Below are 25,673 nucleotides of genomic sequence, written 5' to 3' on the forward strand. Positions count from 1 at the left end.
CCGTTCGCGATGAGGACTATCAGACCAGGGACTCCTGCAAATGACGGCGCACATCCCGCGCATAGCCGGTCGCCGCCTTGTGCCACATGGGCCTTGCCACGGCCTGCAATCGCAGCAGCAACTCATGTTCGATGCTCAGTTCACCGAGAAATTCGGCGAGTTCAACACCAATGTCGCGCTGCATCCGCTGCACCAATTGCGCCGTCGTCAACGCATCGGCCAGTGCCCGGTGCGCGCGGCCGTTGTCCGGCAAGGCGTGATATCGCGCCAAGGTGCCGAGCTTGCAGTTGGGCGATTCGGGATAGAGCCGGCGAGCCAGCTTCACGGTACATGCGAACTCGGGCGCGACCCGCGGCGCCACTTCCGCGCGCTCCAGCTCATGCAACAGGAAACCGCGATCGAACGCCGCGTTGTGCGCGACGAAACCGCAGCCGGCCGTGAACTCAGCCACCTCCCGCATGACCCGCGCCGCATCCGGCGCGTCTTCCAGCATCTCATTGCTGATGCCCGTCAGGCGTTCGATCATCGGCGGGATCCAGGCACCCGTGTTCATCAGGCTCTGGTACTGGCCGGCGATCGCGCCATCTCGCAGCAGGACGATGCCGATCTCGGTGGCCCGGCCGCCGCCTTGGGGCGAGTGGCCCGTGGTTTCGAAGTCGATGACGGCGATGGTGCGCTTCATGCGGAACGGCGGGCTGAGGACAGTGTTCGAGAAAGAAATCGGATAACGCCGGACGTCAGGCCGGCGCGTCAGGCTCGGGGTACTTCTTCGCGTTGAGGACCAGCTTGCGTTCGACCGCGTTGGGCACATCGACACCCGCTCGGTCCGCGATCTGCAGCAGGTACATCAACACATCGGCGATCTCTTCGCCAAGGTGCTCGCGGGTCGCGCCGTCGAGCTGCTGAGATTCTTCGGCGGTCATCCACTGGAAGATTTCCACCAACTCCGCGGCCTCGACGACCAGGGCCATCGCCAGGTTCTTCGGCGTCAGGTACGGGTCCCACTGGCGGGTCGCGGCGAAGCCGCGCAGTCGATGTTGAAGGTCGGCGATGTCCATGGGTCCGCAGTGTGCAAGTCCGTCGCATCCGGCTCAAGGTCCGTGTGCAAGGGTCGGGTGTTGCTGCAACGCGGCCGGGAATTTTCTCGCCTCTCTTTTCAACATCAGGGTTTTATATATCTCCTTAGTTGTCTTAGTAGAGGGGCCCCTTCGCTGTGGACAAGCCAAAATTCTTCAACTCTGACAATGACTTGTCGCGATCACAACGCTGTGTGCCGAGGGCTCGGAAGCGCATGCATGACATGACAACAAGCTTGGAAAATTCAAGCGCCCTGTGGACAAGCATGGAGTTGCCAGAAAGTTTTCCACAGCGTTGTTGGCTTTACAGCGCGACCGCTTTGCGAGTAGCGACCTGCCCATGTGAACAAGTCGCTCCCGGTGACCCGCGTTTCAGTCGATGCCGACGACCTTGTGCATCTGGATCGACAGACGCCACCGTGGATGGGCCATGCAGTAGGCGACAGCGGCCTTGGTGTTCTGCTTCTGCAGTACAGAGTCCATCGGCTGGAGAAAGAAGTAATCGAAGTCCAGGGCAGCGAACCGCTCCGGCATCGCCAGCGGCTGTGGATAAACCAGCTTCAGCTCGTTGCCCTTCGTCAGTACCAGCTCGGCATCGGCCTTGGGGCTGACGCAGATCCAGTCCAGTCCTTCGGGAGCGGGCTGGGTGCCGTTGGTTTCGACGGCGATCTCGAAGCCCAGCGCCTTCAACGCGGTGATCAACGGGCCGTCGAGTTGCAACAGCGGCTCGCCGCCGGTGCAGACGACATAGGGCTTGCCCGGCTGGTCCATCGGCCATTTCGCGGCGATGGCCTCGGCCAGCGCATCGGCCGACGCGAACTTGCCTCCGCCCTGCCCGTCGGTGCCGACGAACTCGGTATCGCAGAAGGTGCAGACGGCCGCGGCACGATCCTGCTCGCGGCCTGTCCACAGGTTGCAGCCGGCAAACCGGCAGAACACGGCCGCCCGGCCTGCCTGGGCGCCCTCACCCTGCAACGTGTAGAACATTTCCTTGACGGCGTAGGTCATACGGGGATCAGCTCCTCGACCGGGCCGTGGCTGACGATCGCCCCGCTGCCGCGGGTTTCGTAGAGGTCGACGCGCTCCAGCGGCGGCAACTGGGCCTTCGCGTGTTGCAGCACCCAGGCCGCGAGGCTCGCGGTGTCCGCGTCCGGCAGGCCGGCGAGCTCATGCAGCGGATGGTGGTCCATGGCCTTGTAGATCGGATCGAACAACTGCTTCACGTCGCTGAAGTCCATCGCCCAGCCGTGGACCTCGTCCAGCGGCGCGTTCAGGTGCAAGCGCAGCGTGAAGGTGTGGCCGTGGATGCCAGCCAGTGGATGACCATCGGGCGCGCGCGTCAGCTTGACCGCGCTGTCAAGGGTGAACTCCTTCCAGATCCGGTAGCGCTCGCCGTCGAAGTTGGCGCCGCTGGACCCGGTCTCGTAGACGGTGACCCAGCTCAGCTCCGGCAACTTCGGTTTCAGCCGCTCCCACAGCCAGGAAGAGATGAGCTCGCTGGTCGGATTGGACAGGCCCTCGATCTCGTTCAGGCACTGGTAGTTCAGCTGCGCATGGAACGGGGCCCAGAGGTCGTCGAGATGGTCGTAGTCGATGCTCAGGTCGCGTCCGCCGAGGTCCTGGTTGGCATGCAGGATCAGTTCGAAGCCATGACCGTGCATGCGGCCGCACTTGTGGCCCATCGGCACGTTGGGCAGCTGATGCGCGGCCTGGAAGCGATATCGGCGCCAGACATGGGCATGGCCGTTGGCGTCCAGGTCGACGCCGGAGTGCGCGGTGCTCTGGATGCCGACTTGCGTGATGCCGGGGACCTTGAACTCGGTCTCGAGGCGATGGCGGATCCAGCGGGCGACGTTTTCGTCGGTCGGCTGGGTGATGTGCTGGTTCAGCAGCGCGTGATCCAGCGGGGCGATGCAACGTTCCAGGCAATCACGCAGCGCATGCACTTCGGAGCCAGGGAACGGTGCCCAACCGTTGGGCAATTCGGCCCGCACCGTGGCCAGGTAGCTGTGGCCATGCAAGCCGCGGCTGCGATGTCCGGGCGGCAGCGCATCGATCTGGCAGGCCGACTCGAACCCCGCCGAAGCGGTGAACAGAGGAGAGGGAAAAGAAGACATCCCGAGAGTGTGACACGCTCGGTTTTCTTATTCCTTTGTATTGAATATCTCTCTGGTCGTAATGGTAGGTGTTGGCCACTTTCTGTGGATAACCGCTGTTTGATGTTTGGCATCAACGACTTGCGAACGGTTCAACCCTGTGTGGCGAACCCATGGGAACGCGGGAGCGTTCGATAACAACTTCGCCGGACGCGATTCCGATGTGGACAACCTGCCTGTTGTTCCGCGAGCGTCCCCAGGTCTGTGCACAGGGCCCGCAGCGGCCTTTCCGAGCGGTCGAGGCGAAAAAAAGCCCCGCGTCGGCGGGGCTCTCCACAGGGCTGATGGGCGCTTTCGGCGCCTATCGTTCAGCGCTTGTCCGGCCAGATGGTTTCCAGCAACTGCGCCAGGCGCGCACCGCCCTTGATGACGTTCTGGCGGGTCTGTTCCAGGCTGCGCGCGTCGTAGTTGGACGGCGGCGTCGCCATCCAGCGCGGGCCGCGCAGGCTCTGCTGACGCGCGCCGAAGGTCATGCCGTCGAACGCGTCGCGCGCGCCCAGCAGCGATTCGCTGGCCCACTGGATCGGCCAGTCATCCGGGTTGCCGGTGGCCGGCGGCACGTCCTTGGCCTGAGCCGGCATCGCGGCGAGCTGCTCCGCGCTCAGCTTGCCGGGCAGACCGTCCCAGTACGCGTGCAGGTTGCCGCCGGGCGTGCCGTCCGGACGCGGCAGCGTGATCGCGTTGCCGCCGACGGTGTGCGTCAGCGCATCGGCGCCTTGCGTGTCCGGGTCGTAGGACTTGCCGTCCGCGTCCAGGTACAGCGACCCCATGTGCAGCGGCTGATGCATGTCGCCCAGCGAATGCACGACCAGCGCCAGCGCGTCGCGCTCGGTGAAATCCATCGGCGGGGTCTGCTTGCCGGTGCGCAGCACCAGGATCGCGGCGCGCAGCGCGGGCACGATGTCGTGATCGCTGGTGCCGATGGCGCCCGGCACGTACTTGCCGCGCTGGATCGCGACATTGGCGTAGTGGTACTGCTTGTTGCAGGACTCCTCGCCCGGCTTCGGCTTGCATTGCTCGAAGTTGCGCTGCACGTAGTCGCGCATGCGGGCTTCCTCCTCGGCGTTGTTCTCGAAGACGGCGCACTCGGCGAAGCGGCCCGTCACCGCGTACTTGAAGCCATTGCCGGTATCGATGCCCTTGACGCAGTCATCCCACACGGCGATGTCGCGCAACGAGACGTTGCTGAGGATGCGCTTGACCTCGACCTCGGCGCGATGGCCCTTGATCAACTGGGCGGCGATCTCGCCGACGGTGTTGTGGCCGACGGCGCCGAAGCCGAAGGCCTGACCGCAGCAAGCGGCCAGCAGCGACAACGCGGCGACGCCGCGCGCAAACGATTTGGTCATGACAGGTAACCTGGTCTGGGACGATGCGCCGGCGGCTCCGCCGGCAGGGGATGCCGGATTGTGCATGGCGCTTCATGACAGTCAGCGGGGGCTTATGCGGAGGCCGCATGTCCATTCATGCAGCCCTTCGTTCGGCAAATGAGCGCCCTTCCCTAAGCTGATCAACATCTTTCAGGGAGCGATCCACATGAGCATCACCGCGATCAACGTCCGCAACCAATTCCGCGGCACCATCAAGGAAATCATCGAGGGCCCGGTCGTGTCCGAGGTCGACGTGCAGACCGCCGCCGGACTGGTGGTCACGTCGGTCATCACCACCCGGTCGGTGAAGGAGCTGCAACTGACGGTCGGCAAGGAGGTCGTCGCCCTGGTCAAGTCGACCGAGGTCTCGATCGCCACGCTGTGAGGAGCTCGCCATGGCGCTTTATCCCCATCGCGCCGCCCAACGCAGCGGCGGTGCCGAACCCCGTCTCCTGATCATCCCCGGGCTGCACGACAGCGGCCCCGCGCATTGGCAGAGCTGGCTGGAGCAGCAGTACCGCGACGCGCACCGCGTGCGGCAGCGCGACTTCAGCCATCCGGACCTCGAGCGCTGGTCCGAGCGCATCCAGGCGCGCCTGGACAACGCCGGCGATGGCGAGTGGATCGCCGTGGCGCACAGCTTCGGCTGCCTGGCGCTGGCGCATCACCTGCAAAGAAATCCGGATTCGCCGGTGCGCGAGGCGCTGCTGGTCGCGCCCGCCGAGCCCGACAAGTTCGGCCTGGCCGAGAGCCTGCCCCATCAGCGCCTGGGCCGCCCCACCGCGCTGATCGCCAGCCAGAACGACCCGTGGATGAGCGCGGCCAGCGCCCTGCGCTGGGCAACGCGCTGGGGCAGCAGCTACAGCAACATCGGACTGGTGGGCCACATCAACTCCGAGGCCGGTTTCGGTCCGTTCCCGCTGGCCAAGCGATGGGTCGAGGCGGCGCGCGCCCGTGCCGCCAGGGAGCGACGCCCGGAGCGGGCCAGCATCCTGGAATGGTCCTTCTCGATCTGACAAGACCCGCGGCCTTGGCGTCACGGCTCCGAAAGATCGCGCCGACTTTCAAGCACCGTTTGAAATAGGTTCAATCGTTTATCGCTTTTTTGAAAACGGGCGATGCGCAAGACTCCGCCGCATCCCTCACCCGAGGCCTTCGGGCCGATCAAGGAACGACGAATGACGATCCATCGCTCAACGACATCCACGAAGCCTGCACGGGCCGCCGCCGCCACGGTGTTGCTCGCGTTGCTGACCACGCTGGCGGCCCCGGTCCTGGCGCAGAAGACGGGCGACCTCGAGGTCGTCGCCGAACTTCCCATCCGCCCGGGCAACGTGACGCCGGGCCCGGCCGGTCGGGTGTTCGCCACGGTCCATCCGCTCGGGGCGCCCGCCGACGCGCAACTGATCGAGATCACCGGCAAGGACAGCTACAAGCCGTGGCCGACGCCCGCGCTCCAGCGCGGCAAGGACGCCGCCAGCGACGACCGCATCGACACGCCCTTGGGCATCACCTACGACGGCCATGGCCGGGTGTGGATCGTGGACATGGGCTTGAACCTCGGCAAGACGCGCCTGTGGGCCTTCGACGCGGCATCGGGGCGCGAGCTCCACCGCATCGAGCTGCCGCAGAAGATCGCTCCGAAGGGGAGCTTCGTGCAGGACCTGGTGGTCGACGATGTCGCCGGCTGGGTCTACCTCGCCGACATCGCCGATCCCGGCCTGATCGCGGTCGAGATCGGCACCGGAAAAGCGCGGCGTTTCGGCGGCCATGCCGCGCTGAAGGCCGAGCCCGATGCCGTCATGGTGATCGGCGGCAAGCCCATCGAGTTCCAAGGCAAACCCGCCAGCGTCGGGGTCAATCCGCTGACGCTGTCGGCCGACCGGGAAACGCTTTTCTTCGGCGCGATGAACGGACGCAATTGGTATGCCGTGCCGGCCAAGCTGCTGAGGACCGGCGCCAGCGACGCGCGAATCTCCGCGTCGATCCGACGTGTCGGTCCCAAGCCGGTCTCCGATGGCGCCGCGACCGATGCGGCTGGCAGGCACTTCTTCACCAACGTGAACGAGGGCGGCATCGATGTACTCGACGCTCGCGGCCGGTTGACGCCCCTGGTCCGCGATCCGCGCCTGGACTGGCCCGACAGCGTGCACCTGAGCGATTCACCCTGGCTGTACGTCTCGGTGAACCAGCTCTACAAGACACCGGCCTTCACCGGAGGCGCCGATGCCGGACAACCGCCCTACCGCGTGATGCGGGTGTGGGCGGGCAGCTCGGCGCGTTGATCGGCGGGGACTGCGGGGAATCCCTGTCAGGGACGGGGAGTCTCGCGTCGGTCACGTTCCGGGGCTATGGTCGTCGTTCGATCGCACACGACCAACGATCCCAGGAGACACCGATGCCCTTCACCATCCGCCTGCACCGTGTCATCAAGGCCCCGCCGGAACGGGTCTTTCGCGCCTTCACCGACGCCGCCGCGATGTGCAAGTGGCTGCCGCCGCACGGCTTCACCGGCACCATGCATCACATGGACGCCCGGCCGGGCGGCAGCTGGCGGATGTCGTTCACCAATCTCTCGGCGGGCGGCCAGCATTCGTTCGGCGGCGAATACCTGGACTTCGAGCCCGGCGCGAAGCTGCGCTACACCAGCCGCTTCGACGACCCCAACCTGCCCGGCGACATGATCACGACCGTCGAGCTGCAGGCGGTCTTCTGCGGCACCGAAATGCAGGTCACGCAGGAAGGCATCCCGGACCTCATCCCGTCACAGGCCTGCTACCTCGGCTGGCAGGAGTCGCTGACCCTGCTGACCCAGTTGGTCGAGCCGGACATTCCGAACGGCTGATCGATCCACGAGGGGTCATCCACCCTTCGCCGCCCGGTGACAGGGGATGTCAGGCTCTCCGCGTTTTTGCGCGAAGAAATCCGGGGTTGCCCCCGAAGTCCGATGCCTGATCCGGATTGGCCGGCCACCCGTTTTTGAGCTTCGGCGTTTTTCGTGGTCCGGCGCGTTTCCGGATGGTTTGGGGCCGGGTCGAAGCTGTCAGCGGTTGTCAGCCTCTGCGCATTTTTCGCGGTCGATTTCCGTGAATTTCGGCGTTCCTGGCGAGTTGGCCAGGTCCTGGCGGCCGTCGATTCGGCATGAGAAAAATGCGTGGCATCGCCGTGTCACGGATAGCGAGGATCACGGCGATCGGAAATCCGTGATGAAGCGATGCCGTGAAGTAAGGAAACAAGGAATGCCATGGGCGCCGATGGAATCGAAGGCATCGACCCTCCATGAACCAGTGAGCGCCCCCGCTTATTCCGACGCCTTGTGAGGGCTGCCGCATGCCCCTAGCATCGCCGCCATGCATGTCTCCACGCGTTCCTTGATGCGATCTCTGGTGCGCCGCTTGATGCTGGCCGTTGGCTTGACGGCCGCAGTGTTGACGACGTTCGCGACATCGGCCCGGGCTCAGGCCTCCGCGCCCGATCGGGCGTCGACCGACGAGGTGCGGGTGCGGTTGATCGCCGCGTCCTCGCGGGTGTCGCCGGGGCAGACGCTGCTGCTGGCGCTGGAGCAACGCATCGCGCCGCATTGGCACACGTACTGGAAGAACCCGGGCGATTCGGGGCAGCCGACGAGCATCGAATGGACGTTGCCCGCCGGCGCGACCGCTGGAGAGATCCTCTGGCCGGCGCCGAAGCGCTTCGACGTCGGACCGATCACGAATTACGGCTATGAAGACCAGGCATTGCTGCTGACCGAGGTCCACCTGCCGCAAGACCTGACCCCGGGATCGATGGCGACGGTCAAGGCCGACGCGACCTGGCTGGTGTGCCGCGAGGAGTGCATTCCACAGCAGGCGACGCTGACGCTGGCACTGCCGGTGGGCGCCGTGGCGGTGGCTTCGCCCGAAGCGGCGCATCTGCAGGCGGCACGCGCGGCGTTGCCCGCGAAGGCGCCGTTCCCGGCGACCGCGCGCATCGATGGACAGATGCTCACCGTGGCATGGCCCGTCTCCGGATCGTCGGCGGTGAAGCAGGCGCTTTTCCTGCCGGCGGACTGGGGCCGCATCCAGCATGCGGCCAAGCCGGAGCTGGATCGCCAGGGCGAGGACTGGCGCCTGCGCATGCCCGTGGGCGAGCAGCCCGCGCCCGCCGGGCGATCGCTCGACGGGCTGCTGCTGGTCGATGGGACGGCCTGGCAGGTCAGCATGCCGGTCAGCGGCGTGGCGACGGTGCCTGCCCTGCCCGCGCGGCAAGCCGACGCGACGGCGGGAGCCGGCGCGTCCCCGAGCCAAACGAGCACGCCCGGCGATGCGGGCGCCGATGCGGCGCGAGTGGACCTGTGGGCGGCGATGGGCCTCGCGCTGATCGGCGGCCTGATCCTCAACCTGATGCCGTGCGTGTTCCCGGTGCTGGCCATCAAGGCGCTCGGGTTCCTGCATGGACAGCCTGGCGAGCATCGCCGGCAGGGGCTCGCCTACACCGCGGGGGTGCTGGTGGCGTTCGCGGCCTTGGCCGCGGTGCTGCTTGGGTTGCGAGGCGCGGGCGGCAGCGTCGGCTGGGGGTTCCAGTTCCACTCCCCGCTTTTCGTGATGCTGCTGGCGTGGTTGATGTTCGTGCTCGGTCTGTCGCTGATCGGCATGCTGCAGATCGGCGCCGGCTTCGCGGGCGTGGGGCAAGGGCTGGCGAGCCGCTCTGGCCTGTCGGGCAGCTTCTTCACCGGCGTGCTGGCGACCGTCGTCGCGACGCCCTGCACCGCGCCGTTCATGGGCGCGGCAATGGCATACGCGTTGGCGCAGCCGGCGCCGCAGCTGTTCGCGGTCTTCCTGTCGCTGGGCCTCGGATTGGCCCTGCCCTACCTCGCGCTGTCCTGGTGGCCCGCGCTGCAACGGCGCATGCCGCGACCCGGCGCCTGGATGGATGTGCTCAAGCAGGGGCTGGCCTTCCCGATGTTCGCCGCGGCGATCTGGCTTGTCTGGGTGCTGGCACAGCAGGCGGGTCCGCTGGGCGTGTTGCTCGCGTTGGTGGGCATGGCGCTGCTGGCCTTCGCGGCATGGTTGCGAACGGTCAGCCGGTCGGCCACCTTGCGGATGCGATGGACTGGCGGCGTGGCGGCGCTCGCGTCGCTGGGCGCGGCGGCGGCGTTGTTGCCGCTGTTGATGGGCGACGAGCAGGCGCTGTCTTCCAACGCTGGCGCGGCGGAGGCACGCGTTGGCGCGAGCCCGGCGGCCGTGTCGGAGGAGCCCTACTCGCCGGAGCGCCTTGCCCAACTGCGCGCGCAAGGCAAGCCGGTCTTCGTCAACCTCACCGCGTCCTGGTGCATCACCTGCCTGGTCAACGAGCGCGTCGCCCTGTCCACGGGCGAGGTGAAGAGCGCCTTCTCGACCCAGGGCGTGACCTACATGAAAGGCGACTGGACGCGCCAGGATCCGCGCATCACTGCGCTGCTGAAGCAACATGGCCGCAGCGGCGTGCCGCTGTATCTGTTCTATCCCGCCGGCGGCGGCGACGGCGTGCAGGTGCTGCCGCAGTTGCTCACCCCCGGCATCGTCACCTCGGTCCTGCGAGCCGGAGCCTCCTGAACCCGAGGCCAGCCAGCGCGCCGTCATCCCGCCCTCGCGACATGTCGTCGCGACCATCCCGTTGCCCCTTCGATAGGAGAAACCCGTCATGAACAAGCCGACGAAATTCGAGACCCGGTCCGGACAGCTGCTCGCGTCCGAGTCATCCGGCCAGGTGCCGCGTCCGGCGCTGTCGCGACGCGCGTTGATCGCCGGCGCGGCGCTGGTGGCGTCGATGGTCGCCGCCGGTGTCGCCCACGCGCAGGCGCAGATCGATCAGCCCGCGCCGGCCTTCAGCGCCACGACCGCCGACGGCAAGACCCTGACCCTGGACAGCCTCAACGGCAAGACGGTCGTCCTGGAGTGGACCAATCACGACTGCCCCTACGTCAAGAAGCATTACGGCAGCGGCAACATCCCGGCGCTGCAGAAGGACGCGACAGGCAAGGGCGTGGTGTGGCTTCAAGTGATCTCGTCCGCGCCGGGCCAGCAGGGGTATGTCGACGGGCCCACCGCGATCAAGCTGAACCAGGAACGTGGCGCGGCGCCGACCAACACGCTGCTGGATCCAAGTGGCCAGATCGGCAAGGCATATGGCGCGCAGACGTCGCCGCATCTGTTCATCATCAATCCGCAGGGCGTGCTGGTCTACAAGGGCGGCATCGACAGCATCGCCACCGCGAAGGTCGACGACATCGCCAAGGCGGACCCGTATGTGAAGACCGCGCTGAGAGAGCTGGCTGCCGGCAAGAAGGTCACGCAGGCCAACACGCGGCCTTACGGATGCTCGATCAAGTACGGCAGCTGACGCCACGCTGATCAGGCCAGGCCGCCGCTGGGGACGCGTCGCACGACGCTCGCCCCAGTCGAGGCGAGCGAGGCGGACCACGCCTGGCGCCGAGCACCACTCGCCATGCGCCATGCGCCATGCGCCATGCGCCATGCGCCATGCGGCGGGGCGATTGGCGGCGTAAGCCCCTGGCCGCCTGGGTGCATCGCCGCTGCTCGCCCACGGTGCCGGCGGACCTGAGGACAATCGCGCCTTTGAGCCCGTACCCTCGATGAGTTCCCAGCCGCCCGCCTCCGCCTCCGCCACCAGCACGACCGCCGCGTCCGCGGCCGCGCCTGCCCAACCGGTGGCACCGATGTCCCGCGCGTTGGTGCTGTTGCTGGCGATGGGCGCCGGCCTCTCCGTGGCGCCGCTGTATTACGCGCAGCCGATGCTGGGCCTGCTGTCGACGGAGTTCGGCGCCAGCGCATCGCAGATCGGCCTGATCCCGATGCTGACGCAGTTCGGCTACGCCATCGCGATCCTGCTGCTGTCCCCGCTCGGCGATCGCATCGAGCGCCGCCGGCTGATCGCCTACAAGAGCGCGGCGCTGCTGCTCGCGTTGCTGGTGGCCGCCGCGTCGCCCAACCTCGCCGCGTTGTGCCTGGCCAGCGTGCTGATCGGCGTGACCGCGTCGCTCGCGCAAGACCTGGTGCCGGCGGCGGCTTCGCTCGCGCCCGACGCGCAGCGCGGGCAGACGGTCGGCACGGTGATGACGGGTCTGCTGCTCGGCATCCTGCTGTCCCGCGTCGTCAGCGGCATGTTGGCGCAGGAACTGGGCTGGCGCTGGGTGTTCGGGCTCGCGGCGATCAGCGTGCTGGGGCTGGGCCTGGCGCTGCAGCGTGGTTTGCCCCGGATGCCGCCGGCCAGCCCGATGCCTTACGGCGAATTGCTGCGGTCGATGCTGACGCTCACCCGCCGCCACCCGGCGCTGCGCACCGCCGCAGCGACTCAGGCGTTGCTGGCGATCGGCTTCAGCGCGTTCTGGTCGACGCTGGCGGTGATGCTTCACCAGTCGATGAACCTGGGCAGCGCCGCGGCCGGTGCCTTCGGGCTCGCGGGTGCGGCCGGCGCGCTCGTCGCGCCGCTGGCCGGCCGGGTCGCCGACAAGCGCGGCGCTCGCGCCGTCATCCGGCTGGGCGCGACGCTGGTGCTGGTGTCCTTCGTCGCCATGGGCCTGCTGCCCGGCAATCTGTGGGTGCTGGTGGCGGGCACGGTGCTGTTCGACCTCGGCGTCCAGTCCTGCCTCGTCGCGCACCAGAGCATCGTCTATGGCCTCGAACCGCCGGCGCGCAGCCGCCTCAACGCGGTGCTGATCGGCGCGATGTTCATCGGCATGGCCACCGGCGCGTGGCTGGGCTCGGTGTCGCTGCAGGCCCTGGGCTGGCGCGGCGTGTGCGGACTGGCCGTGGTCACCTCGGCGATCGCGCTGTTCCTGCGCATCCGGGCCGATCGCGCCGATCGTGCAGCGACCCCCGCGACGGCGCGCTGACGCCGGATCGACGCGTCCCTTCGTCGACGGGCGTGTGCGGCGCGCCACGTGGCCGCGCGCAAGTGTCACTTTCTCCCGCTTCGTCGCGCTTTCGGCGCGAGCGTTGACGCTCCCTTGACGCGGGTCCGCCGCGCGTAACCGTTACAGTCGTCGCTCAACAAAGAGCGGACCGGATGACGGACAGAAGAGCGGGGGAGGCGGCACAGGCCGGCGCCTGGCAACCGGAACACACCCTCCACCAGGGGCGCCGGAGCGAAGTCGTCCGCGTTTCCGACGGACAAGGCGGCACCGCGCTGCTCAAGCGCCTGCGCGACGCCCGTCCCGATCCCGCCGCCATCGCCCGCCTGCGTCGCGAGCATGAACTCGCGCAGCGCCTCGATCCGGCCTGGATTCTTCGCCCGACGGCCTTCATCGACCACGAGCGCCGCCCCGCGCTGCTGCTGCCGGACCTCGGCGCCGAGACCCTGCGCCGTCGCCTGACCCGGGGCCTGCTGGACAACGACGCGCTGATCCGCATCGCGCTCGACCTGGTCGCCGCGCTGCAGCATCTGCATGGCCACGGCCTGATTCACCGCAACCTCGGGCCCGGCCAGATCCTGCTGCTGCCCGAGGCCGGCCGCGCGCCGGGCCGCGTGCTCATCGCCGATCTGGGCCTGGCCGCCGAGATCGAGCGCGAGCGCCCGCTGGTGCAGCGCGCCGAGCTGATCGAGGCCTCGCTGGCGACGCTGGCGCCGGAGCTCACCGGCCGCATGAGCCGCGACGTCGACTACCGGGCCGACTTCTACAGCCTGGGCGCGACGCTGCTGGAGGCGCTCACCGGCGCGCCGCCGTTCGAGATCGACGACCCGGCGCGTGCCGTGCACGCGCATCTGGCGCTGGCGGCGCCGATGGCGACGACGCGCAATCACCAGGTCTTCGCGCCGCTGGCGCGGATCGTCGCCCACTGCCTGCACAAGGAGCCGGAAGGCCGCTATCAAAGCCACCAGGCGCTGCGTCAGGACCTGCAGATCTGCCAGGCGGCGCTGGAACAGGGTCGTGGCCTGCCGGGCTTCGAGCCGGGCCGCGGCGATGCCGCCGTGCGCTTCCAGCCCAGCGGCCGGCTCTATGGTCGCGAAACGGCGCAAGCCCAGCTCGCGCAGGCCTTCGAGGACGCCGCGCAGGGATTCCCCGCCGGCGCCGGGCTGGTGGCCGTGGCGGGCTTCTCCGGCATCGGCAAGACCGCGCTGGTGCTGGCGGCGCAGCGCAGCCTGCTCGCGCAGCGCGGCCACTTCGCCGCCGCCAAGTTCAATCAGTACGGGCAGGACCGCCCCTATGGCCCGCTGCTTCACCTGCTGGCGCAGCGCGCCGCGCAGGTGCTGACGCTGCCGCCCGCGCAGCAGGCGGTCTGGCGCGAGCGGCTGCGCGACCGGCTCGGCGCCAACGCCGCCTTGCTGGCGCAAGCCCTGCCGGAACTGGCCCCGCTGCTGGACCTGGGCGCGCCGCTGATGCCGGTCGGTCCCGCGGAGGCGGAGAACCGCTTCCTGCGCAGCGTCAGCCAGGGCTTCGCCGCGCTGGCCCGCGACGGCGAGCCGCAGACGCTGTTCCTCGACGACTGGCAATGGGCCGACCGCGCCTCGCGCCGGCTGTTGCGGGAGTGCCTCAACGACGCCACGCTCCGCCACACGCTGATCGTCATCGCCTATCGCGACAACGAGATCCCGCCCGGTCATCCGATCGCGCAGGAGCTGCTCGAACTGCGCCAGCAACTCGGCGAGCGCTTCACGCCGCTGCGCGTGGGGCCGCTGGGTCTGGACGACACGCGTCGTCTGCTCGCCGACAGCCTGCGTCGCGATCCGGAGGCGGAAGACGCCGGGCTCGACGAACTCGCGCGGCTCTGCCAGACGCGCACGGCGGGCAACCCGTTCTTCCTGCGCCGCTTGCTGGAGGACCTGGTCCGCCGCGGACTGATTCACTTCGACGCGACATCGCAGCGCTGGGACCATGCGCTGGAACGCATCGCGGCGACCCGCACCGCCGACAACGTCGTCGCGCTGATGCTGCAGCAGCTGGAGCGCCTGCCCGATGCCACGCGCCAGGCGCTCAGCGTGGCGGCGCTGTTGGGCGCGGGGTTCGGTCTCGACAGCCTGACCACCGCGCTCGACGCGCCGGCCGAGCAGATCGCGTCGGACCTGCTGCCGGCCCTGCAGGCGCAATTGCTCGTGCCCGCGAGCGCGCTGTACCGCTACGCGCCGCAATTGCAGGGCCAATCGAGCGAGGCGGTCCGTTACGCCTTCGCGCACGACCGCGTGCAGGAAGCGGCGTTGCAGCGCATCGCCGCCGACCAGCGGCCCGCCCTGCAACTGCGCATCGGCCGGCTCCTGCGCGACGACCACCGCGCGGCGCGCCCCGAGGTGGCGTTGCCGTACACGGTGCTGCACCACCTGAACGCGGCCCGCATGCTGCTGCGGGACGACCGCGACGAAGCCGAGCGGCAGGCGCTGGCCGAGTCGAACGCGCAGGCCTCGCGGCAGGCGCTGGATGCCGCCGCCTTCGAGCCCGCGGCGGACTACGCGGAGCTGGCGCTCGAGCTGGCGCCGCGTGGCGGATCGCTGGCCGGCTCGCGCGCTGCATGGCTGCATCACGCCGCGCGGATGGCCTATCTGGCGGGTCGTCCGGCGCGCATGGATGCGCTGCTGGAGGAGGCGCTGGCCGACGCGACCGACGACGCCCAGCGCGCGCGGCTGCTGGAGGTCCGCATGGAGGCCTTCTACGCGCAGGGCCGGCTGGCCGAGACCGTGGACCTCGGGCTGAAGCTGTTCGGCCTGCTCGGCGCCGAGCTGCCGAAGGCCGTGGGACCGGACGCGATGGCCGAGGTGATGCGCCTGCTCGCGGCCCTGCAGCAGGAGATCACCGCGATGGGGCTGGACACGCTGGCCGCGCGCGAGCCGATGCACGACGAGGCGCGGCTGCTGCTGATCTCCATCGCCGCCAAGATGACCGCGGCGGCCTACATCGTGCGGCCGGCGCTGCTGCCGCTGCTGACGCTGTTCCAGGTCCGGCTCATGATCGACCACGGCCATGTGCCGCAGGCGTTGTCGGCGTACTCGGTGCTCGGCTTGATGTGCGCGGAGTTCCTCGGCGACTACCGCTTCGCCCATGACATCGGCGGCATGTCGATGGCGCTGGTGCGGCGCCATGGCTGGATGCAGGTGTTCGCGCATGCCGGGTTCTCCTTCCACGCGTTCCTCAGCCACTGGGGCCAAGGGCTGCGCGTGAGTATGGACGGCCTGATGGAGACGCATCGCAACGGCCTGGAGTTCGGCAACCTGCGCCATGCGGGGCTGGGTCTGTACGTGCACGACGCGCATGCCTTCCTGGCCGGCACGCCGTTGCCGGCGCTGCACGAGCAACTGCGGACGCACGCCCAGCGGCTGCGCGCGATGCGCCAGCCGGTGGCGGCGGATTACGAGGAAGCGTTGCTCGGCCTGGTGCTCGCGCTGCGGCGGCCGCATTTGCCGGAGCAGGGTTTCGAGGGCATGGACGCCTTCGCCCGCACCTACGCGGAGCGCCAGGATCAGACCGGACTGATGTTCCTGCATGGCTGGCAGGCGGTGCTGCATTTCGTGGCGGATCGGCCGGAGCCGGCGTTGCGCAAGGCGCTGGAGGCGAAGGCGCTGTTCGCGGCCGGGCGCGGCATGCATGCCCAGTCGCTGTTCGTGTTCATCGCCGCGTGGGCCGCGCAGCGGCTCGCGATGACGGGCGGCGCGCGCGACCAGGCGGTCGAGGACGACGCGCTGCTGCGCCTGCGACGTTGGCGCGACGCCGGCCCGGGGCATCTGCACGACCGCGTCGCCTTGCTGGAAGCGCAGCAGGCGATGCTGGCGCGGGCGCCGGACGTGGAAGTCGAGCGGCTGCTGGACCTCGCGTTGTTGTCCGCCGAAGGGCCGCATGGCACGCCGCTCGACGTCGCCGTGGTGTTGCGCGCGTTGACCGACTGGTGGAAGGACCGCGCGCCACCACGTGCCGAGCAGGCCCGGACGCGGCTGGGGCAGGTCTGGAAGGCGTGGGGCGTGACGGCGCTGGCGGGCCACGGCGCGCTGGCCCATGGAACTGGGATCGGCGCGGGTCGCGGCGCAGGACATGACTCGGGCGGCGACACGGCGGACGACGCCGCGCGCGCGGCGCGGCATGTCGACGGCGATGGCCTCGAGGAACTGACGCTGACCGGCGCGGCCGACGTCCGCGTCGACGCCGCCGATCTGAGCAGCCTGACCAAGGCGGTGCAGGCGATCAGCAGCCAGCCCGACCTGCCGAGGTTGCTGCGCCGGCTGCTCGAGGTCGTCGCGGAGAACGCCGGTGCGCAGCGCGCCGCGATCGTGCTGGCCAGCGGCTCGTCGGGTGCGACCCGCTGGGTCCTGCAGGCCGAGGCCACGCTCGGCGACCAGCCGCGCCTGCACCTGCTGGAGCAATTGCCGCTGGAGCGCGCCGGCCATCAGCTGCCGCTCGACCTGATGAACCGCGTGCTGCGCGACGGGCGGCGCGAGCTGATCGTCGATGCGCGCGGGCTCGCGACGATGGAGGACTACTTCCGCGGCCATGCCGAGCCGCCGCGCTCGGTGCTGGCGCTGCCGCTGCTCAAGCAGGGGCAGACGGTGGGCGCGCTGTACCTGGAGAACGCGGCCGCGGCCGGCGTCTTCACCGATGATCGGGTCAGCTTCCTGGAGCTGCTCTGCGCCAACGTCGTCAACGCGGTGGACAACGCGCGGCTGGTGGCGGAGCTGCAGGAGCTCAACACCACGCTGGAGCGTCGCGTGGCGCAGCGCACCCGCGAGCTGGCCGACAGCGAGGAACGGCTGCGCGCGGTGCTGGACAACGCGCCGATCCCGATGGTCGTCACGCGCGAGCATGACGCGCTGATCGTCTATGCCAACGGTCCGTCGGCCGCCATCGTCGGCCGCCCGCTGGACGACCTGGTCGGCAAGCCCGCGATCAGCTTCTACCGCGACCCGGGCGATCGCGACCGCATGCAGCTGAAGTTCCGCGAGGAAGGCCGGTTGCAGGGCGAGGAGATCTGCCTGCTGGCCGCCGACGGCAGCGAGCTGTGGATGCTGCTGTCGATGGTGCCGGTGGTCTACGACGGCGCGCCGTCGGTGCTGAGCACGCTGGTGGACTTCACCGAGCGCAAGCGGCTGGAGCTGGAGCTGCAGCGGCTGGCCACCACCGACGCGCTGACCGGCGCGGCCAACCGTCGCTGCTTCCTGGAACACGCCGAGGCGGAAGTGGCGCGCAGCCGTCGCTATGGGCTGGAGATGGCGCTGGTGATGATGGACGTCGACCACTTCAAGCGCATCAACGACACGCTGGGCCATGCGCGCGGCGACGCCGCGCTGTGCCGCCTGGTGCAGCTGTGCGAGCACATCGTGCGCAAGCAGGATCTGCTGGGACGCCTGGGCGGCGAGGAGTTCGCGCTGCTGCTGCCGCAGACCTCGCTGGAGGACGCCACCCACCTGGTGGAGCGGCTGCGGCACCACATCGAGATCTCGGGGCTCGAGCTGCAGCCGGGTTCGCCGCCGGTGGCGCTGACGGCGAGCTTCGGCGTGACCGCGCTGCGCCGGGAGGACCTGCGTGTCGAGGAGCTGCTCGGCCGCGCGGACCAGGCGCTGTATCGCGCGAAGGACGGCGGACGCAACCGCGTCGAGCGGCAGGACTGACGATGGGTCGGCCGGGCTCGCCGTTGGCGGCCCCGCGGCCCTGCGACCGCGATCAGGGATCGATGCGGGACGGCTTCGAGCGTTCCTTGTAGAACGCGTCGAAGCGGGCGGCGTAGTGCGCGCGCGTTTCCGGCGTGAGCCAGCGCATCAGGCCGGCACGCAGGCTGGCCGCGCCTTCCGGTCGACCGAAGGCGGTGTCGATGCCGCGGATCGCGGCCAGTCCCCACGGCGTGCGCGGGCAGGCGATGCCGGCCATCACGAGCTCGCTCGCGCCCTGGATGGGCACGCTGACGAGGTCCTTGGGATTGCCGGACATGATCAGCGCCATGTCCAGGTCGATCGAGTAATCGGCGCGGTCCAGGCTGACCATCTGCAGCACGCGCGCGCCGAAGTCGCGCGGCGCGTACATCGCCACGGCGCTGCCCGCGGGGCGGGCGGCGAGCATCTCGTCGAGCGCCGGTCCGTAGCTGCGGCCGTCGATCAGCGCGCCGCGCAGTCGCGTGTCGGCGAGCAGCCGCGGCAACTGGACCTCGCCGGCGGCATTGCGAGGCAGGCGCGCGAGCCGGTCGCGCCGCACGATGAGCTGCGGCGGCGGCGTGAGCTGGGTGTTGGTGAAGTAGGCCGATTTCTCGCGCTCGGGCGTGCGGACCAGGTTGGCGCGGCAGACCTCGTCGCCGTTCTCGATCATCTGCCAGCTGCGCTTGGCGTTGGCCAGGACGACCTCATGCCGCACCTTCGGCCAGTACCTGGCCAGGTAGGCGGTGATGCGGCTGGTCACGCCGCTGGCGTCGGAGGCGGCCAGCTGGGGCGCGTGGTCGGAGGCCAGCCAGGTGATCTTGGTGACCGCAGGCAGGGCCGGATCGGCCGGCTGGGCGCGGGTGGCGGGGCTTGCCAGGGCGGCGGCCAGGGACAGGAGCGCGAACAGCTGCGCGCGGATCGGGGCGGGGGACTTCACGGCCGCCAGCATAAAGGGCGTCGCGATCCGCGATCCGGCAGCGCGGTTTTTCATGGCCGGCGGCATCGGTACTTGATCACCGACCCGTCCGTTGCGGGGGGGGGAGGCGCGCCACCGGCACCGCGAAAAAATGCCCCGCCGGCATTCGCCGGGCGGGGCTGCTCGCACAGAGAGCGAACGGTCTGGGTGCCCACGGCGCCGCGGATGCGGCGCAGAAGACGGACCGAGGAGACAAACGGAAACTTGCTGCGGGCGTCCGGCTCGACGCCCGGCGGCGCTCAGCGCACCGCGCTGATCTGGTCGAAGACGCCGCCGTCGTCGAAGTGGGTCTTCTGCGCATTGCGCCAGCCGCCGAAGACCTCGTCGATCGTCACCAGCTTCACCGGCGCGAATTGCTTCGCGTACTGGGCCGCGACCTTCGGATCACGCGGACGGTAGTAGTTCTTCGCCGCGATTTCCTGGCCTTCCGGCGAGTACAGGTACTCCAGGTAAGCCTGCGCGACCTTGCGCGTGCCCTTCCGGTCGACCGTCTTGTCCACCACCGACACCGGCGGCTCGGCCAGGATCGACAGGCTGGGGGTGACGATCTCGAACTTGTCCGGACCGAGCTCCTTCACCGCCAGGTAGGCCTCGTTCTCCCAGGCGATCAGCACGTCGCCGATGCCGCGCTCGACGAAGGTCGTCGTCGAGCCGCGGGCGCCGGAGTCCAGCACCTTGGTGTTGCCGTAGATGCGCTTGACGAAGGCCTTGGCCGTGTCCGCGCTGCCGCCGGGCTGCTTCAGCGCATAGGCCCAGGCCGCCAGGTAGTTCCAGCGCGCGCCGCCCGAGGTCTTCGGGTTGGGCGTGATCACGGCGGTGCCGTCGCGGGCCAGGTCCGGCCAGTCCTTGATCTGCTTCGGGTTGCCCTTGCGGACCAGGAACACGATCGTCGACGTGTAGGGCGACGCGTTGCTCGGCAGGCGCTTCTGCCAGTCCGCCGGCACCAGCTTGCCGTGGTCGTGCAGCGCGTCGATGTCGTAGGCCAGCGCCAGCGTCACGACGTCGGCGTCCAGGCCGTCGATCACCGAGCGCGCCTGCTTGCCCGACCCGCCGTGCGAGTTCTTCACCGTCACCGTCTCGCCGGTCTTGGCCTTCCAGTACTTGGCGAAGGCCGCGTTGAAGTCCTGGTACAGCTCGCGCGTCGGGTCGTAGGAGACGTTCAGCAGCGTGACCGCGCCCTGCGCATGGGCCATGGGCATCAACGCGCCGCCCACGAGGGTGGCGGCGGCTAGCAGCGAGACGGTGCGGCGGAGAGCGTTCACGGGAGTCTTCTCTTGTCGGTTGAGGGAGCGCTCAATGTAGGCGAGCGCACTTTGGAAGGAAACGAAGAAGATGTGCTTTGCATTTCATGTTTGCCCCGGGTGACGGTGGCGGCCTCGTGGCGCCGTTCAGTCGGCCCCGCCCGGCGCCACGCGCGCCTGCTCGACGAGGTCGCGCGTCAACGGCGGCGCGAAGGTCTCGATGAACGCGTAGACGTAGTCGCGCAGATAGGCGTCGCGTCGCACCGCGAGCCGCGTCAGGTTGTCCGCGAAGAGATGGCGCGCGTCGATCGAGCGCAGCAGTCGGTCGCGCTCCTCGTCGAACGCGATCGCCGCCACGATGCCCACGCCCAGGCCCAGCTCGACGTAGGTCTTGATCACGTCCGCGTCCATCGCCACCAGCACGACGTTGAGGTCCAGCCCGGCGCTGGCGAAGGCGTCGTCGATGTGCGAGCGGCCGGTGTAGCCCGACTCGTAGGTGATGACGGGGAACTGCGCCAGGCGCTCCAGCGTCAGCGGCGTGCCCGCGGCGGCCTCGGCCTGGAGCGGGTGGTCCGGCGGCACCAGCACCGTGTGGGTCCAGCGGTAGCAGGGCAGCGTCAGCAGTTGCGAATGCGAGGCCAGCGCCTCGGTGGCGATGCCGATGTCGGCCTCGCCGTCGATCAGCAGCTTGGCGACCTGCTGCGGCGAGCCTTGCGTGAACTGCAGGCTGACCTCCGGATGCGAGTCGCGGAAGTCCCGCACCGCCGGCGGCAGCGCGTAGCGCGCCTGGCTGTGCGTCGCGGCGATGCGCAGGTGGCCGCTGTCGGCGCGGGCGAAATCCTCGCCGGCGCGGCGCAGGTTCTCGGCCTCGCGCAGCAGTCGCTCGACGATGGGCATGACGTTGCGTCCGGGCTCGGTGAGACCCGTCAGCCGCTTGCCGGCGCGAACGAAGATGTCGATGCCGAGCTCGTCCTCCAGCTCGCGGATCTGCCGGCTCACGCCGGGCTGCGAGGTGTGCAGCGCCTGCGCCACCTCGGTCAGGTTGAAGCCGCGGCGCTGGGCCTCGCGGACGGATCGGAGCTGCTGGAAGTTCATCGTTGGGGGAGGCGTCGTCGCGCAGTTCGGAACATCCGATCCGCGTCGAACGAGAATGCAGGTTGCTTATGCGGATTGATTATTCGAATCCGCGAGCGTCCTGTCCTCCAACAAAAATCGATAAGCAATCCCGTTGCGACGCGGTGCACGAAACCGGGTCAGACACGCGCGCGCGGTCATGCCGATCGAGCCGATGTCCGATGCCATCGGCGATCACGGGCATCGCGACGCGGGGGATCAGGCGTCCGGTTCCATCGCCGCGCGCACGGCGTCCTCGGTCAGCTCGGCCACGCACTCCTGCAGGAAGCGATACGCGAAGCCGCGCAGGTAGTGGCCGCGCTTGAGCGCGATGCGCGTGGTGTTGGGCGGGAACAGGTGGCTGGCGTCGATCAGTTGCAGGCCCGAGTCGCGTGTCGGCTCGAAGGCCATCGCGGCGATGACGCCCACGCCCAGCCCCACCTGCACGTAGGTCTTGATCACGTCCGCGTCCAGCGCCGACATCACCAGGTCCGGCGCCAGGCCCGCCGCCGCGAAGCTCGCGTCGATGCGGGCGCGGCCGGTGTAGCCCTCGTGATACGTGATCAGCGGTTGATCGGCCAGCGCTTCCAGCGTCAGCGGCTGGCGCGTCAGCGCGTGGCCCTCGGGCACGACGACCGCGTGCCGCCATTCGTAGAACGGGAAGGTCACGAAGGCGTCGTCCTTGCCCAGCGCCTCCGTGGCGATGCCGACATCGGCCTCGCCGGACTGCAGCAGCGAGACGATCTCCGCCGGGCTGCCCTGGTGCAGCACCAGATGCACCCGCGGATAGGCGGCCTTGAAGCGTGCCACCACCTGCGGCAGCGCGTAACGCGCCTGCGTGTGCGTGGTGGCGATGGTCAGCTGGCCCTGGTCGGCGCTGGAGAACTGCTGCGCCAGCCGCTTGATGTTGCGCACGTCCTGCAGCATCCGGTCGACGACGACGGCCAGTTCCTTGCCCGGCTCCGTCAGCCCGAGCAGGCGCTTGCCACGGCGCTGGAAGAGCTCGACGCCGAGCTCGTCCTCCAGGTCCTTGATGTGCTTGCTGACGCCCGACTGCGAGGTGAACAGCGCCGCCGCCACCTCGGTCAGGTTGAAGTTCTGCAGCACCGCCTCGCGGACGATGCGCAGCTGTTGAAGGTTCATGATCGGTGAGGTCCGGGGATCGTCCGCGCCGCGGCGCGTTGATCGCGGTCGCTCATGCGGCCTGGTCGATGCCGAAGAGGCTCAGGCGGGACGCCTGCAGTCGCACCGACTGGCCGGCCGCCAGCGCCAGTGCTTCCGCCTGCTCGCGGCTGAGCTCGGCTTCCAGGTGCTCGCCTTGCGGGCCGCGCAGCTCGACGCGCGCGGCGGCGCCGAAGCTCAGCACGCGCTCGACGGTGGCCGGCAGGCCGGGGGCGTCCGGCGTCGGGATGATGGTCAGCTCGTGCGGGCGGGCATAGGCCTGCACGAGGCCCTGCGCCTGCGCCGCGCCGTCGTTGCCCGGGCCGGCGCTCAGCGCCAGCGTCTGGTCGCCGACGCGCACCACGCCGCCCTCGGCGCGGCCCTCGAAGCGGTTCACCGCGCCGAGGAAGCCGTAGACGAACGGCGTCGCCGGACGCTCGTAGACCTCCACTGGCGAGCCGACCTGCTCCACGCGGCCGTGGTCCATCAGCACGACCCGATCAGCCACTTCGAGCGCCTCTTCCTGGTCGTGCGTGACGAAGATGCTGGTGATGTGCAGCTCGTCATGCAGCCGGCGCAGCCAGCGCCGCAGCTCCTTGCGGACCTTGGCGTCGAGCGCGCCGAAGGGCTCGTCCAGCAGCAGCACGCGCGGCTCCACCGCCAGCGCGCGGGCCAGCGCGATGCGCTGGCGCTGGCCGCCGGAGAGCTGCGGCGGATAACGATCGGCCAGCCAGTCGAGCTGCACCAGCTGCAGCAGCTCGTGCACCTTGCGCTTGATCTCCGACTCCGGCGGGCGCTGCTTGCGCGGCTTCACGCGCAGGCCGAAGGCGACGTTGTCGAAGACCGTCATGTGGCGGAACAGCGCGTAATGCTGGAACACGAAACCGACCTCGCGCTCCCGCACATGCGTGTCCGACGCATCGGCGCCGTCCAGCAGCACCTGGCCGCGATCGGCGGTCTCCAGGCCCGCGATGATGCGCAGCAGCGTCGTCTTGCCGCAGCCCGACGGGCCCAGCAGCGCGGTCAGCTCGCCGGTGGGGAAGTCCAGGCTGACGTCGCCCAGCGCGGTGAAGCTGCCGAAGGACTTGTGGATGTTGCGGACCTGGATGCTCATGTTTCTTCCTTCACGATGCTGCGGACAAGACGTCCGCCGGGCCGTCCCAAGGACGGCTTGCGCCCCTCGGGGGCCGCGCTGTACTCAGCGCTGGGGGCCAACACGTTCCGCCTGCCATTCCACGAGCTGCTTGAGCCCGAGGGTGACCAGCGCCAGCAGGGCCAGCAGCGACGCGACGGCGAACGCCGCGGCGAATTGATATTCGTTGTAGAGGATCTCGACCTGCAGCGGCAGCGTGTTGGTCTGGCCGCGGATGTGGCCCGACACCACCGACACCGCGCCGAACTCGCCGAAGGCGCGCGCGTTGCACAGGATCACGCCGTACAGCAGGCCCCACTTGATGTTGGGCAGCGTGACATGCCAGAAGGTGCGCCAGCCGCTGGCGCCGAGCACGGTGGCGGCCTCTTCCTCGTCGCGGCCCTGCGCCTGCATCAGCGGGATCAGCTCCCGGGCGACGAACGGGAAGGTCACGAACACGGTGGCCAGCACGATGCCGGGCACGGCGAAGATGACCTTGATGTCGTGATCGGCGAGCCAGGGTCCGAACCAGCCCTGCGCGCCGAAGATCAGCACGTAGATCAGGCCGGCCACGACCGGCGAGACCGAGAACGGCAGGTCGATCAGCGTGATCAGCAACTGCTTGCCGCGGAAGTCGTGTTTGGTGATGGCCCACGCGGCGCTGACGCCGAAGACGACGTTCAGCGGCACCGAGATCGCGGCCGCCAGCAGCGTCAGCTTGATCGCGGAGACCGCGTCGGGCTCGATCAGCGAGGCCAGGTAGGTGTCCCAGCCCTTGCGCAGCGCCTCGGTGAAGACGGCGGCCAGCGGCAGCAGCAGGAACAGCGCGAAGAAGCCCAGGCCCAGCGCCAGCAGCGTCCAGCGCACCCAGCGCTTTTCGGCGGTGGCGGGATTGCCCTGGTAATGGCCGGCGCCGCGCGCGCGGCCGAGGGAAACAGCAGATCCGGCCATGTCAGCGCTTTCCGTCCAGCCCGTTGCGGCGCAGGCTCCACGCCTGCAGGCCGTTGATGCCCAGCAGCAGCAGGAACGAGAACACCAGCATCACGACCGCGATCGCGGTGGCGCCGACGTAGTCGTACTGCTCGAGCTTGGTGATGATCATCAGCGGCGTGATCTCGCTGACCATGGGCATGTTGCCGGCGATGAAGATCACCGAGCCGTACTCGCCGACGGCGCGCGCGAAGGCCAGCGCGAAGCCGGTCAGCAGCGCCGGCGTCAGCATCGGCAGCACCACCAGCCGGAAGGCCTGCCAGCGATGCGCGCCGAGCGAGGCGGCGGCCTCTTCCAGCTCCGTGTCCAGGTCCTCCAGCACCGGCTGCACCGTGCGCACGACGAAGGGCAGCCCGATGAAGATCAGCGCCACCAGCACGCCCAGCGGCGTGAACGCCACCTTGATGCCGAGCGGCTCCAGCCAGCTGCCCATCCAGCCGTTGGGCGCGTACAGCGCGGTCAGCGCGATGCCGGCGACGGCGGTCGGCAGCGCGAAGGGCAGGTCGATCAGCGCGTCGACCAGCTTCTTGCCGAAGAAGTCGTATCGCACCAGCGACCACGCCAGGATGAAGCCGAACACCACGTTGATGCCGGCCGCCAGCAGCGCCGCGCCGAAGCTCAGCCGGTAGGAGGCCAGCACGCGCGGGGAGGTGGCGGCGTTCCAGAAGGCCTCGGCGCCATGGCCGGCGGACTTCAGGAAGACCGCGCACAGCGGGATCAGCACCAGCAACGAGAGATAGAAGAGCGTGAAGCCCAGCGTCGGCGCGAAGCCCGGCAGCACGCGGCGGCGCTTGCGGGCAGGCACCGACGCGGCCGGCGGCGCGGTGAGCACGGCAGTGTTCATCGATGGAGCGGAAAGGAAGGAGCGGACGGGGGC

At 69.2% G+C, this 25,673-nt stretch carries 20 protein-coding genes; 8 read left to right on the forward strand and 12 right to left on the reverse strand.

Going from position 1 to position 25,673, the window contains the following annotated elements:
- Window positions 1-19: 19 nt before the first annotated feature.
- From CDN99_RS23310 to CDN99_RS23330, 5 genes are all read right to left on the reverse strand, one after another.
- Window positions 20-682: a 3'-5' exonuclease gene (locus CDN99_RS23310; RefSeq protein ID WP_088387272.1), complete on the reverse strand. Its 663-nt coding sequence runs from the start codon at window positions 680-682 to the stop codon at window positions 20-22.
- A gap of 55 nt (window positions 683-737) precedes the next feature.
- Complete coding sequence (locus tag CDN99_RS23315) at window positions 738-1,058, reverse strand: nucleotide pyrophosphohydrolase (protein ID WP_088387274.1); 321 nt, start codon at window positions 1,056-1,058, stop codon at window positions 738-740.
- 390 nt (window positions 1,059-1,448) lie between these two features.
- Window positions 1,449-2,084 (reverse strand): 7-carboxy-7-deazaguanine synthase, encoded by a 636-nt coding sequence (gene queE / locus CDN99_RS23320; protein WP_088387276.1) that lies wholly within the window; start codon window positions 2,082-2,084, stop codon window positions 1,449-1,451.
- A complete protein-coding gene (locus CDN99_RS23325; protein ID WP_088387278.1) occupies window positions 2,081-3,193 on the reverse strand; it encodes a 6-pyruvoyl trahydropterin synthase family protein in 1,113 nt (370 codons plus the stop codon). Before CDN99_RS23325 ends, queE begins: the two co-directional genes overlap by 4 nt.
- A 347-nt stretch (window positions 3,194-3,540) precedes the next feature.
- Window positions 3,541-4,581 carry a S1/P1 nuclease gene (locus tag CDN99_RS23330; RefSeq protein ID WP_158218935.1) on the reverse strand — a complete coding sequence of 347 codons (1,041 nt, stop codon included), beginning with the start codon at window positions 4,579-4,581 and terminating at the stop codon, window positions 3,541-3,543.
- A 187-nt stretch (window positions 4,582-4,768) separates the two neighbouring features.
- Here CDN99_RS23330 and CDN99_RS23335 point away from each other — a divergent pair, with 187 nt between their 5' ends.
- The 8 genes from CDN99_RS23335 to CDN99_RS23370 all read left to right on the forward strand — a co-directional run bounded on the left by CDN99_RS23335 (window position 4,769) and on the right by CDN99_RS23370 (window position 18,165).
- Window positions 4,769-4,987 (forward strand): TOBE domain-containing protein, encoded by a 219-nt coding sequence (locus CDN99_RS23335; protein ID WP_088387282.1) that lies wholly within the window; start codon window positions 4,769-4,771, stop codon window positions 4,985-4,987.
- 10 nt (window positions 4,988-4,997) lie between these two features.
- The gene (locus CDN99_RS23340) at window positions 4,998-5,618 is read left to right on the forward strand and encodes an RBBP9/YdeN family alpha/beta hydrolase (RefSeq protein ID WP_088387284.1); all 621 of its coding nucleotides are present in this window, start codon (window positions 4,998-5,000) and stop codon (window positions 5,616-5,618) included.
- A 162-nt stretch (window positions 5,619-5,780) separates the two neighbouring features.
- Window positions 5,781-6,887, forward strand: coding sequence for an L-dopachrome tautomerase-related protein (locus CDN99_RS23345; RefSeq protein ID WP_088387286.1), 1,107 nt, complete (start codon window positions 5,781-5,783; stop codon window positions 6,885-6,887).
- Window positions 6,888-7,000: 113 nt separating this feature from the next.
- Entirely contained in the window at window positions 7,001-7,447 is a 447-nt protein-coding gene (locus CDN99_RS23350; protein ID WP_088387288.1) for an SRPBCC family protein, read from the forward strand.
- A 529-nt stretch (window positions 7,448-7,976) separates the two neighbouring features.
- Window positions 7,977-10,175, forward strand: coding sequence for a protein-disulfide reductase DsbD family protein (locus tag CDN99_RS23355; protein ID WP_202820314.1), 2,199 nt, complete (start codon window positions 7,977-7,979; stop codon window positions 10,173-10,175).
- 88 nt (window positions 10,176-10,263) lie between these two features.
- Window positions 10,264-10,962 (forward strand): redoxin domain-containing protein, encoded by a 699-nt coding sequence (locus tag CDN99_RS23360; protein ID WP_202820315.1) that lies wholly within the window; start codon window positions 10,264-10,266, stop codon window positions 10,960-10,962.
- A 253-nt stretch (window positions 10,963-11,215) separates the two neighbouring features.
- On the forward strand, window positions 11,216-12,475 hold the full coding sequence (locus CDN99_RS23365; protein WP_088387290.1) for an MFS transporter: 1,260 nt from the start codon (window positions 11,216-11,218) through the stop codon (window positions 12,473-12,475).
- Window positions 12,476-12,648: 173 nt separating this feature from the next.
- The gene (locus tag CDN99_RS23370) at window positions 12,649-18,165 is read left to right on the forward strand and encodes a diguanylate cyclase (RefSeq protein WP_088387292.1); all 5,517 of its coding nucleotides are present in this window, start codon (window positions 12,649-12,651) and stop codon (window positions 18,163-18,165) included.
- Window positions 18,166-18,217: 52 nt separating this feature from the next.
- Here CDN99_RS23370 and CDN99_RS23375 read toward each other — a convergent pair whose 3' ends face one another.
- From CDN99_RS23375 to cysT, 7 genes are all read right to left on the reverse strand, one after another.
- Complete coding sequence (locus tag CDN99_RS23375) at window positions 18,218-19,120, reverse strand: TIGR02285 family protein (RefSeq protein WP_158218936.1); 903 nt, start codon at window positions 19,118-19,120, stop codon at window positions 18,218-18,220.
- 278 nt (window positions 19,121-19,398) lie between these two features.
- The gene (locus tag CDN99_RS23380; protein ID WP_088387342.1) at window positions 19,399-20,358 is read right to left on the reverse strand and encodes a sulfate ABC transporter substrate-binding protein; all 960 of its coding nucleotides are present in this window, start codon (window positions 20,356-20,358) and stop codon (window positions 19,399-19,401) included.
- A gap of 189 nt (window positions 20,359-20,547) precedes the next feature.
- Entirely contained in the window at window positions 20,548-21,495 is a 948-nt protein-coding gene (locus tag CDN99_RS23385; protein WP_088387296.1) for a CysB family HTH-type transcriptional regulator, read from the reverse strand.
- A 237-nt stretch (window positions 21,496-21,732) separates the two neighbouring features.
- Entirely contained in the window at window positions 21,733-22,656 is a 924-nt protein-coding gene (locus tag CDN99_RS23390; protein ID WP_088387298.1) for a CysB family HTH-type transcriptional regulator, read from the reverse strand.
- Window positions 22,657-22,708: 52 nt separating this feature from the next.
- Window positions 22,709-23,788 carry a sulfate/molybdate ABC transporter ATP-binding protein gene (locus CDN99_RS23395; RefSeq protein WP_088387300.1) on the reverse strand — a complete coding sequence of 360 codons (1,080 nt, stop codon included), beginning with the start codon at window positions 23,786-23,788 and terminating at the stop codon, window positions 22,709-22,711.
- Between the two features lie 84 nt (window positions 23,789-23,872).
- The gene (cysW, locus tag CDN99_RS23400) at window positions 23,873-24,757 is read right to left on the reverse strand and encodes a sulfate ABC transporter permease subunit CysW (RefSeq protein WP_088387303.1); all 885 of its coding nucleotides are present in this window, start codon (window positions 24,755-24,757) and stop codon (window positions 23,873-23,875) included.
- Window position 24,758: 1 nt separating this feature from the next.
- Complete coding sequence (gene cysT / locus CDN99_RS23405; protein WP_088387305.1) at window positions 24,759-25,640, reverse strand: sulfate ABC transporter permease subunit CysT; 882 nt, start codon at window positions 25,638-25,640, stop codon at window positions 24,759-24,761.
- Between the last annotated feature and the right edge of the window lie 33 nt (window positions 25,641-25,673).

The organism is Roseateles aquatilis, from assembly GCF_002205645.1.
Classification (GTDB): Bacteria; Pseudomonadota; Gammaproteobacteria; order Burkholderiales; family Burkholderiaceae_C; genus Roseateles; species Roseateles aquatilis.

Excerpts from the sequence above, each read along its gene's own strand:
- CDN99_RS23335 (WP_088387282.1), top strand. The coding sequence starts at position 4,769 with ATGAGCATCACCGCGATCAACGTCCGCAACCAATTCCGCGGCACCATC.
- CDN99_RS23330 (WP_158218935.1), bottom strand. The coding sequence starts at position 4,581 with ATGACCAAATCGTTTGCGCGCGGCGTCGCCGCGTTGTCGCTGCTGGCC.
- CDN99_RS23365 (WP_088387290.1), top strand. The coding sequence starts at position 11,216 with ATGAGTTCCCAGCCGCCCGCCTCCGCCTCCGCCACCAGCACGACCGCC.
- cysW (WP_088387303.1), bottom strand. The coding sequence starts at position 24,757 with ATGGCCGGATCTGCTGTTTCCCTCGGCCGCGCGCGCGGCGCCGGCCAT.
- CDN99_RS23340 (WP_088387284.1), top strand. The coding sequence starts at position 4,998 with ATGGCGCTTTATCCCCATCGCGCCGCCCAACGCAGCGGCGGTGCCGAA.
- CDN99_RS23350 (WP_088387288.1), top strand. The coding sequence starts at position 7,001 with ATGCCCTTCACCATCCGCCTGCACCGTGTCATCAAGGCCCCGCCGGAA.
- CDN99_RS23345 (WP_088387286.1), top strand. The coding sequence starts at position 5,781 with ATGACGATCCATCGCTCAACGACATCCACGAAGCCTGCACGGGCCGCC.
- CDN99_RS23310 (WP_088387272.1), bottom strand. The coding sequence starts at position 682 with ATGAAGCGCACCATCGCCGTCATCGACTTCGAAACCACGGGCCACTCG.
- queE (WP_088387276.1), bottom strand. The coding sequence starts at position 2,084 with ATGACCTACGCCGTCAAGGAAATGTTCTACACGTTGCAGGGTGAGGGC.
- CDN99_RS23370 (WP_088387292.1), top strand. The coding sequence starts at position 12,649 with ATGACGGACAGAAGAGCGGGGGAGGCGGCACAGGCCGGCGCCTGGCAA.
- CDN99_RS23380 (WP_088387342.1), bottom strand. The coding sequence starts at position 20,358 with ATGCCCATGGCCCATGCGCAGGGCGCGGTCACGCTGCTGAACGTCTCC.
- CDN99_RS23315 (WP_088387274.1), bottom strand. The coding sequence starts at position 1,058 with ATGGACATCGCCGACCTTCAACATCGACTGCGCGGCTTCGCCGCGACC.
- cysT (WP_088387305.1), bottom strand. The coding sequence starts at position 25,640 with ATGAACACTGCCGTGCTCACCGCGCCGCCGGCCGCGTCGGTGCCTGCC.
- CDN99_RS23325 (WP_088387278.1), bottom strand. The coding sequence starts at position 3,193 with ATGTCTTCTTTTCCCTCTCCTCTGTTCACCGCTTCGGCGGGGTTCGAG.
- CDN99_RS23355 (WP_202820314.1), top strand. The coding sequence starts at position 7,977 with ATGCGATCTCTGGTGCGCCGCTTGATGCTGGCCGTTGGCTTGACGGCC.
- CDN99_RS23360 (WP_202820315.1), top strand. The coding sequence starts at position 10,264 with ATGAACAAGCCGACGAAATTCGAGACCCGGTCCGGACAGCTGCTCGCG.
- CDN99_RS23385 (WP_088387296.1), bottom strand. The coding sequence starts at position 21,495 with ATGAACTTCCAGCAGCTCCGATCCGTCCGCGAGGCCCAGCGCCGCGGC.
- CDN99_RS23390 (WP_088387298.1), bottom strand. The coding sequence starts at position 22,656 with ATGAACCTTCAACAGCTGCGCATCGTCCGCGAGGCGGTGCTGCAGAAC.
- CDN99_RS23395 (WP_088387300.1), bottom strand. The coding sequence starts at position 23,788 with ATGAGCATCCAGGTCCGCAACATCCACAAGTCCTTCGGCAGCTTCACC.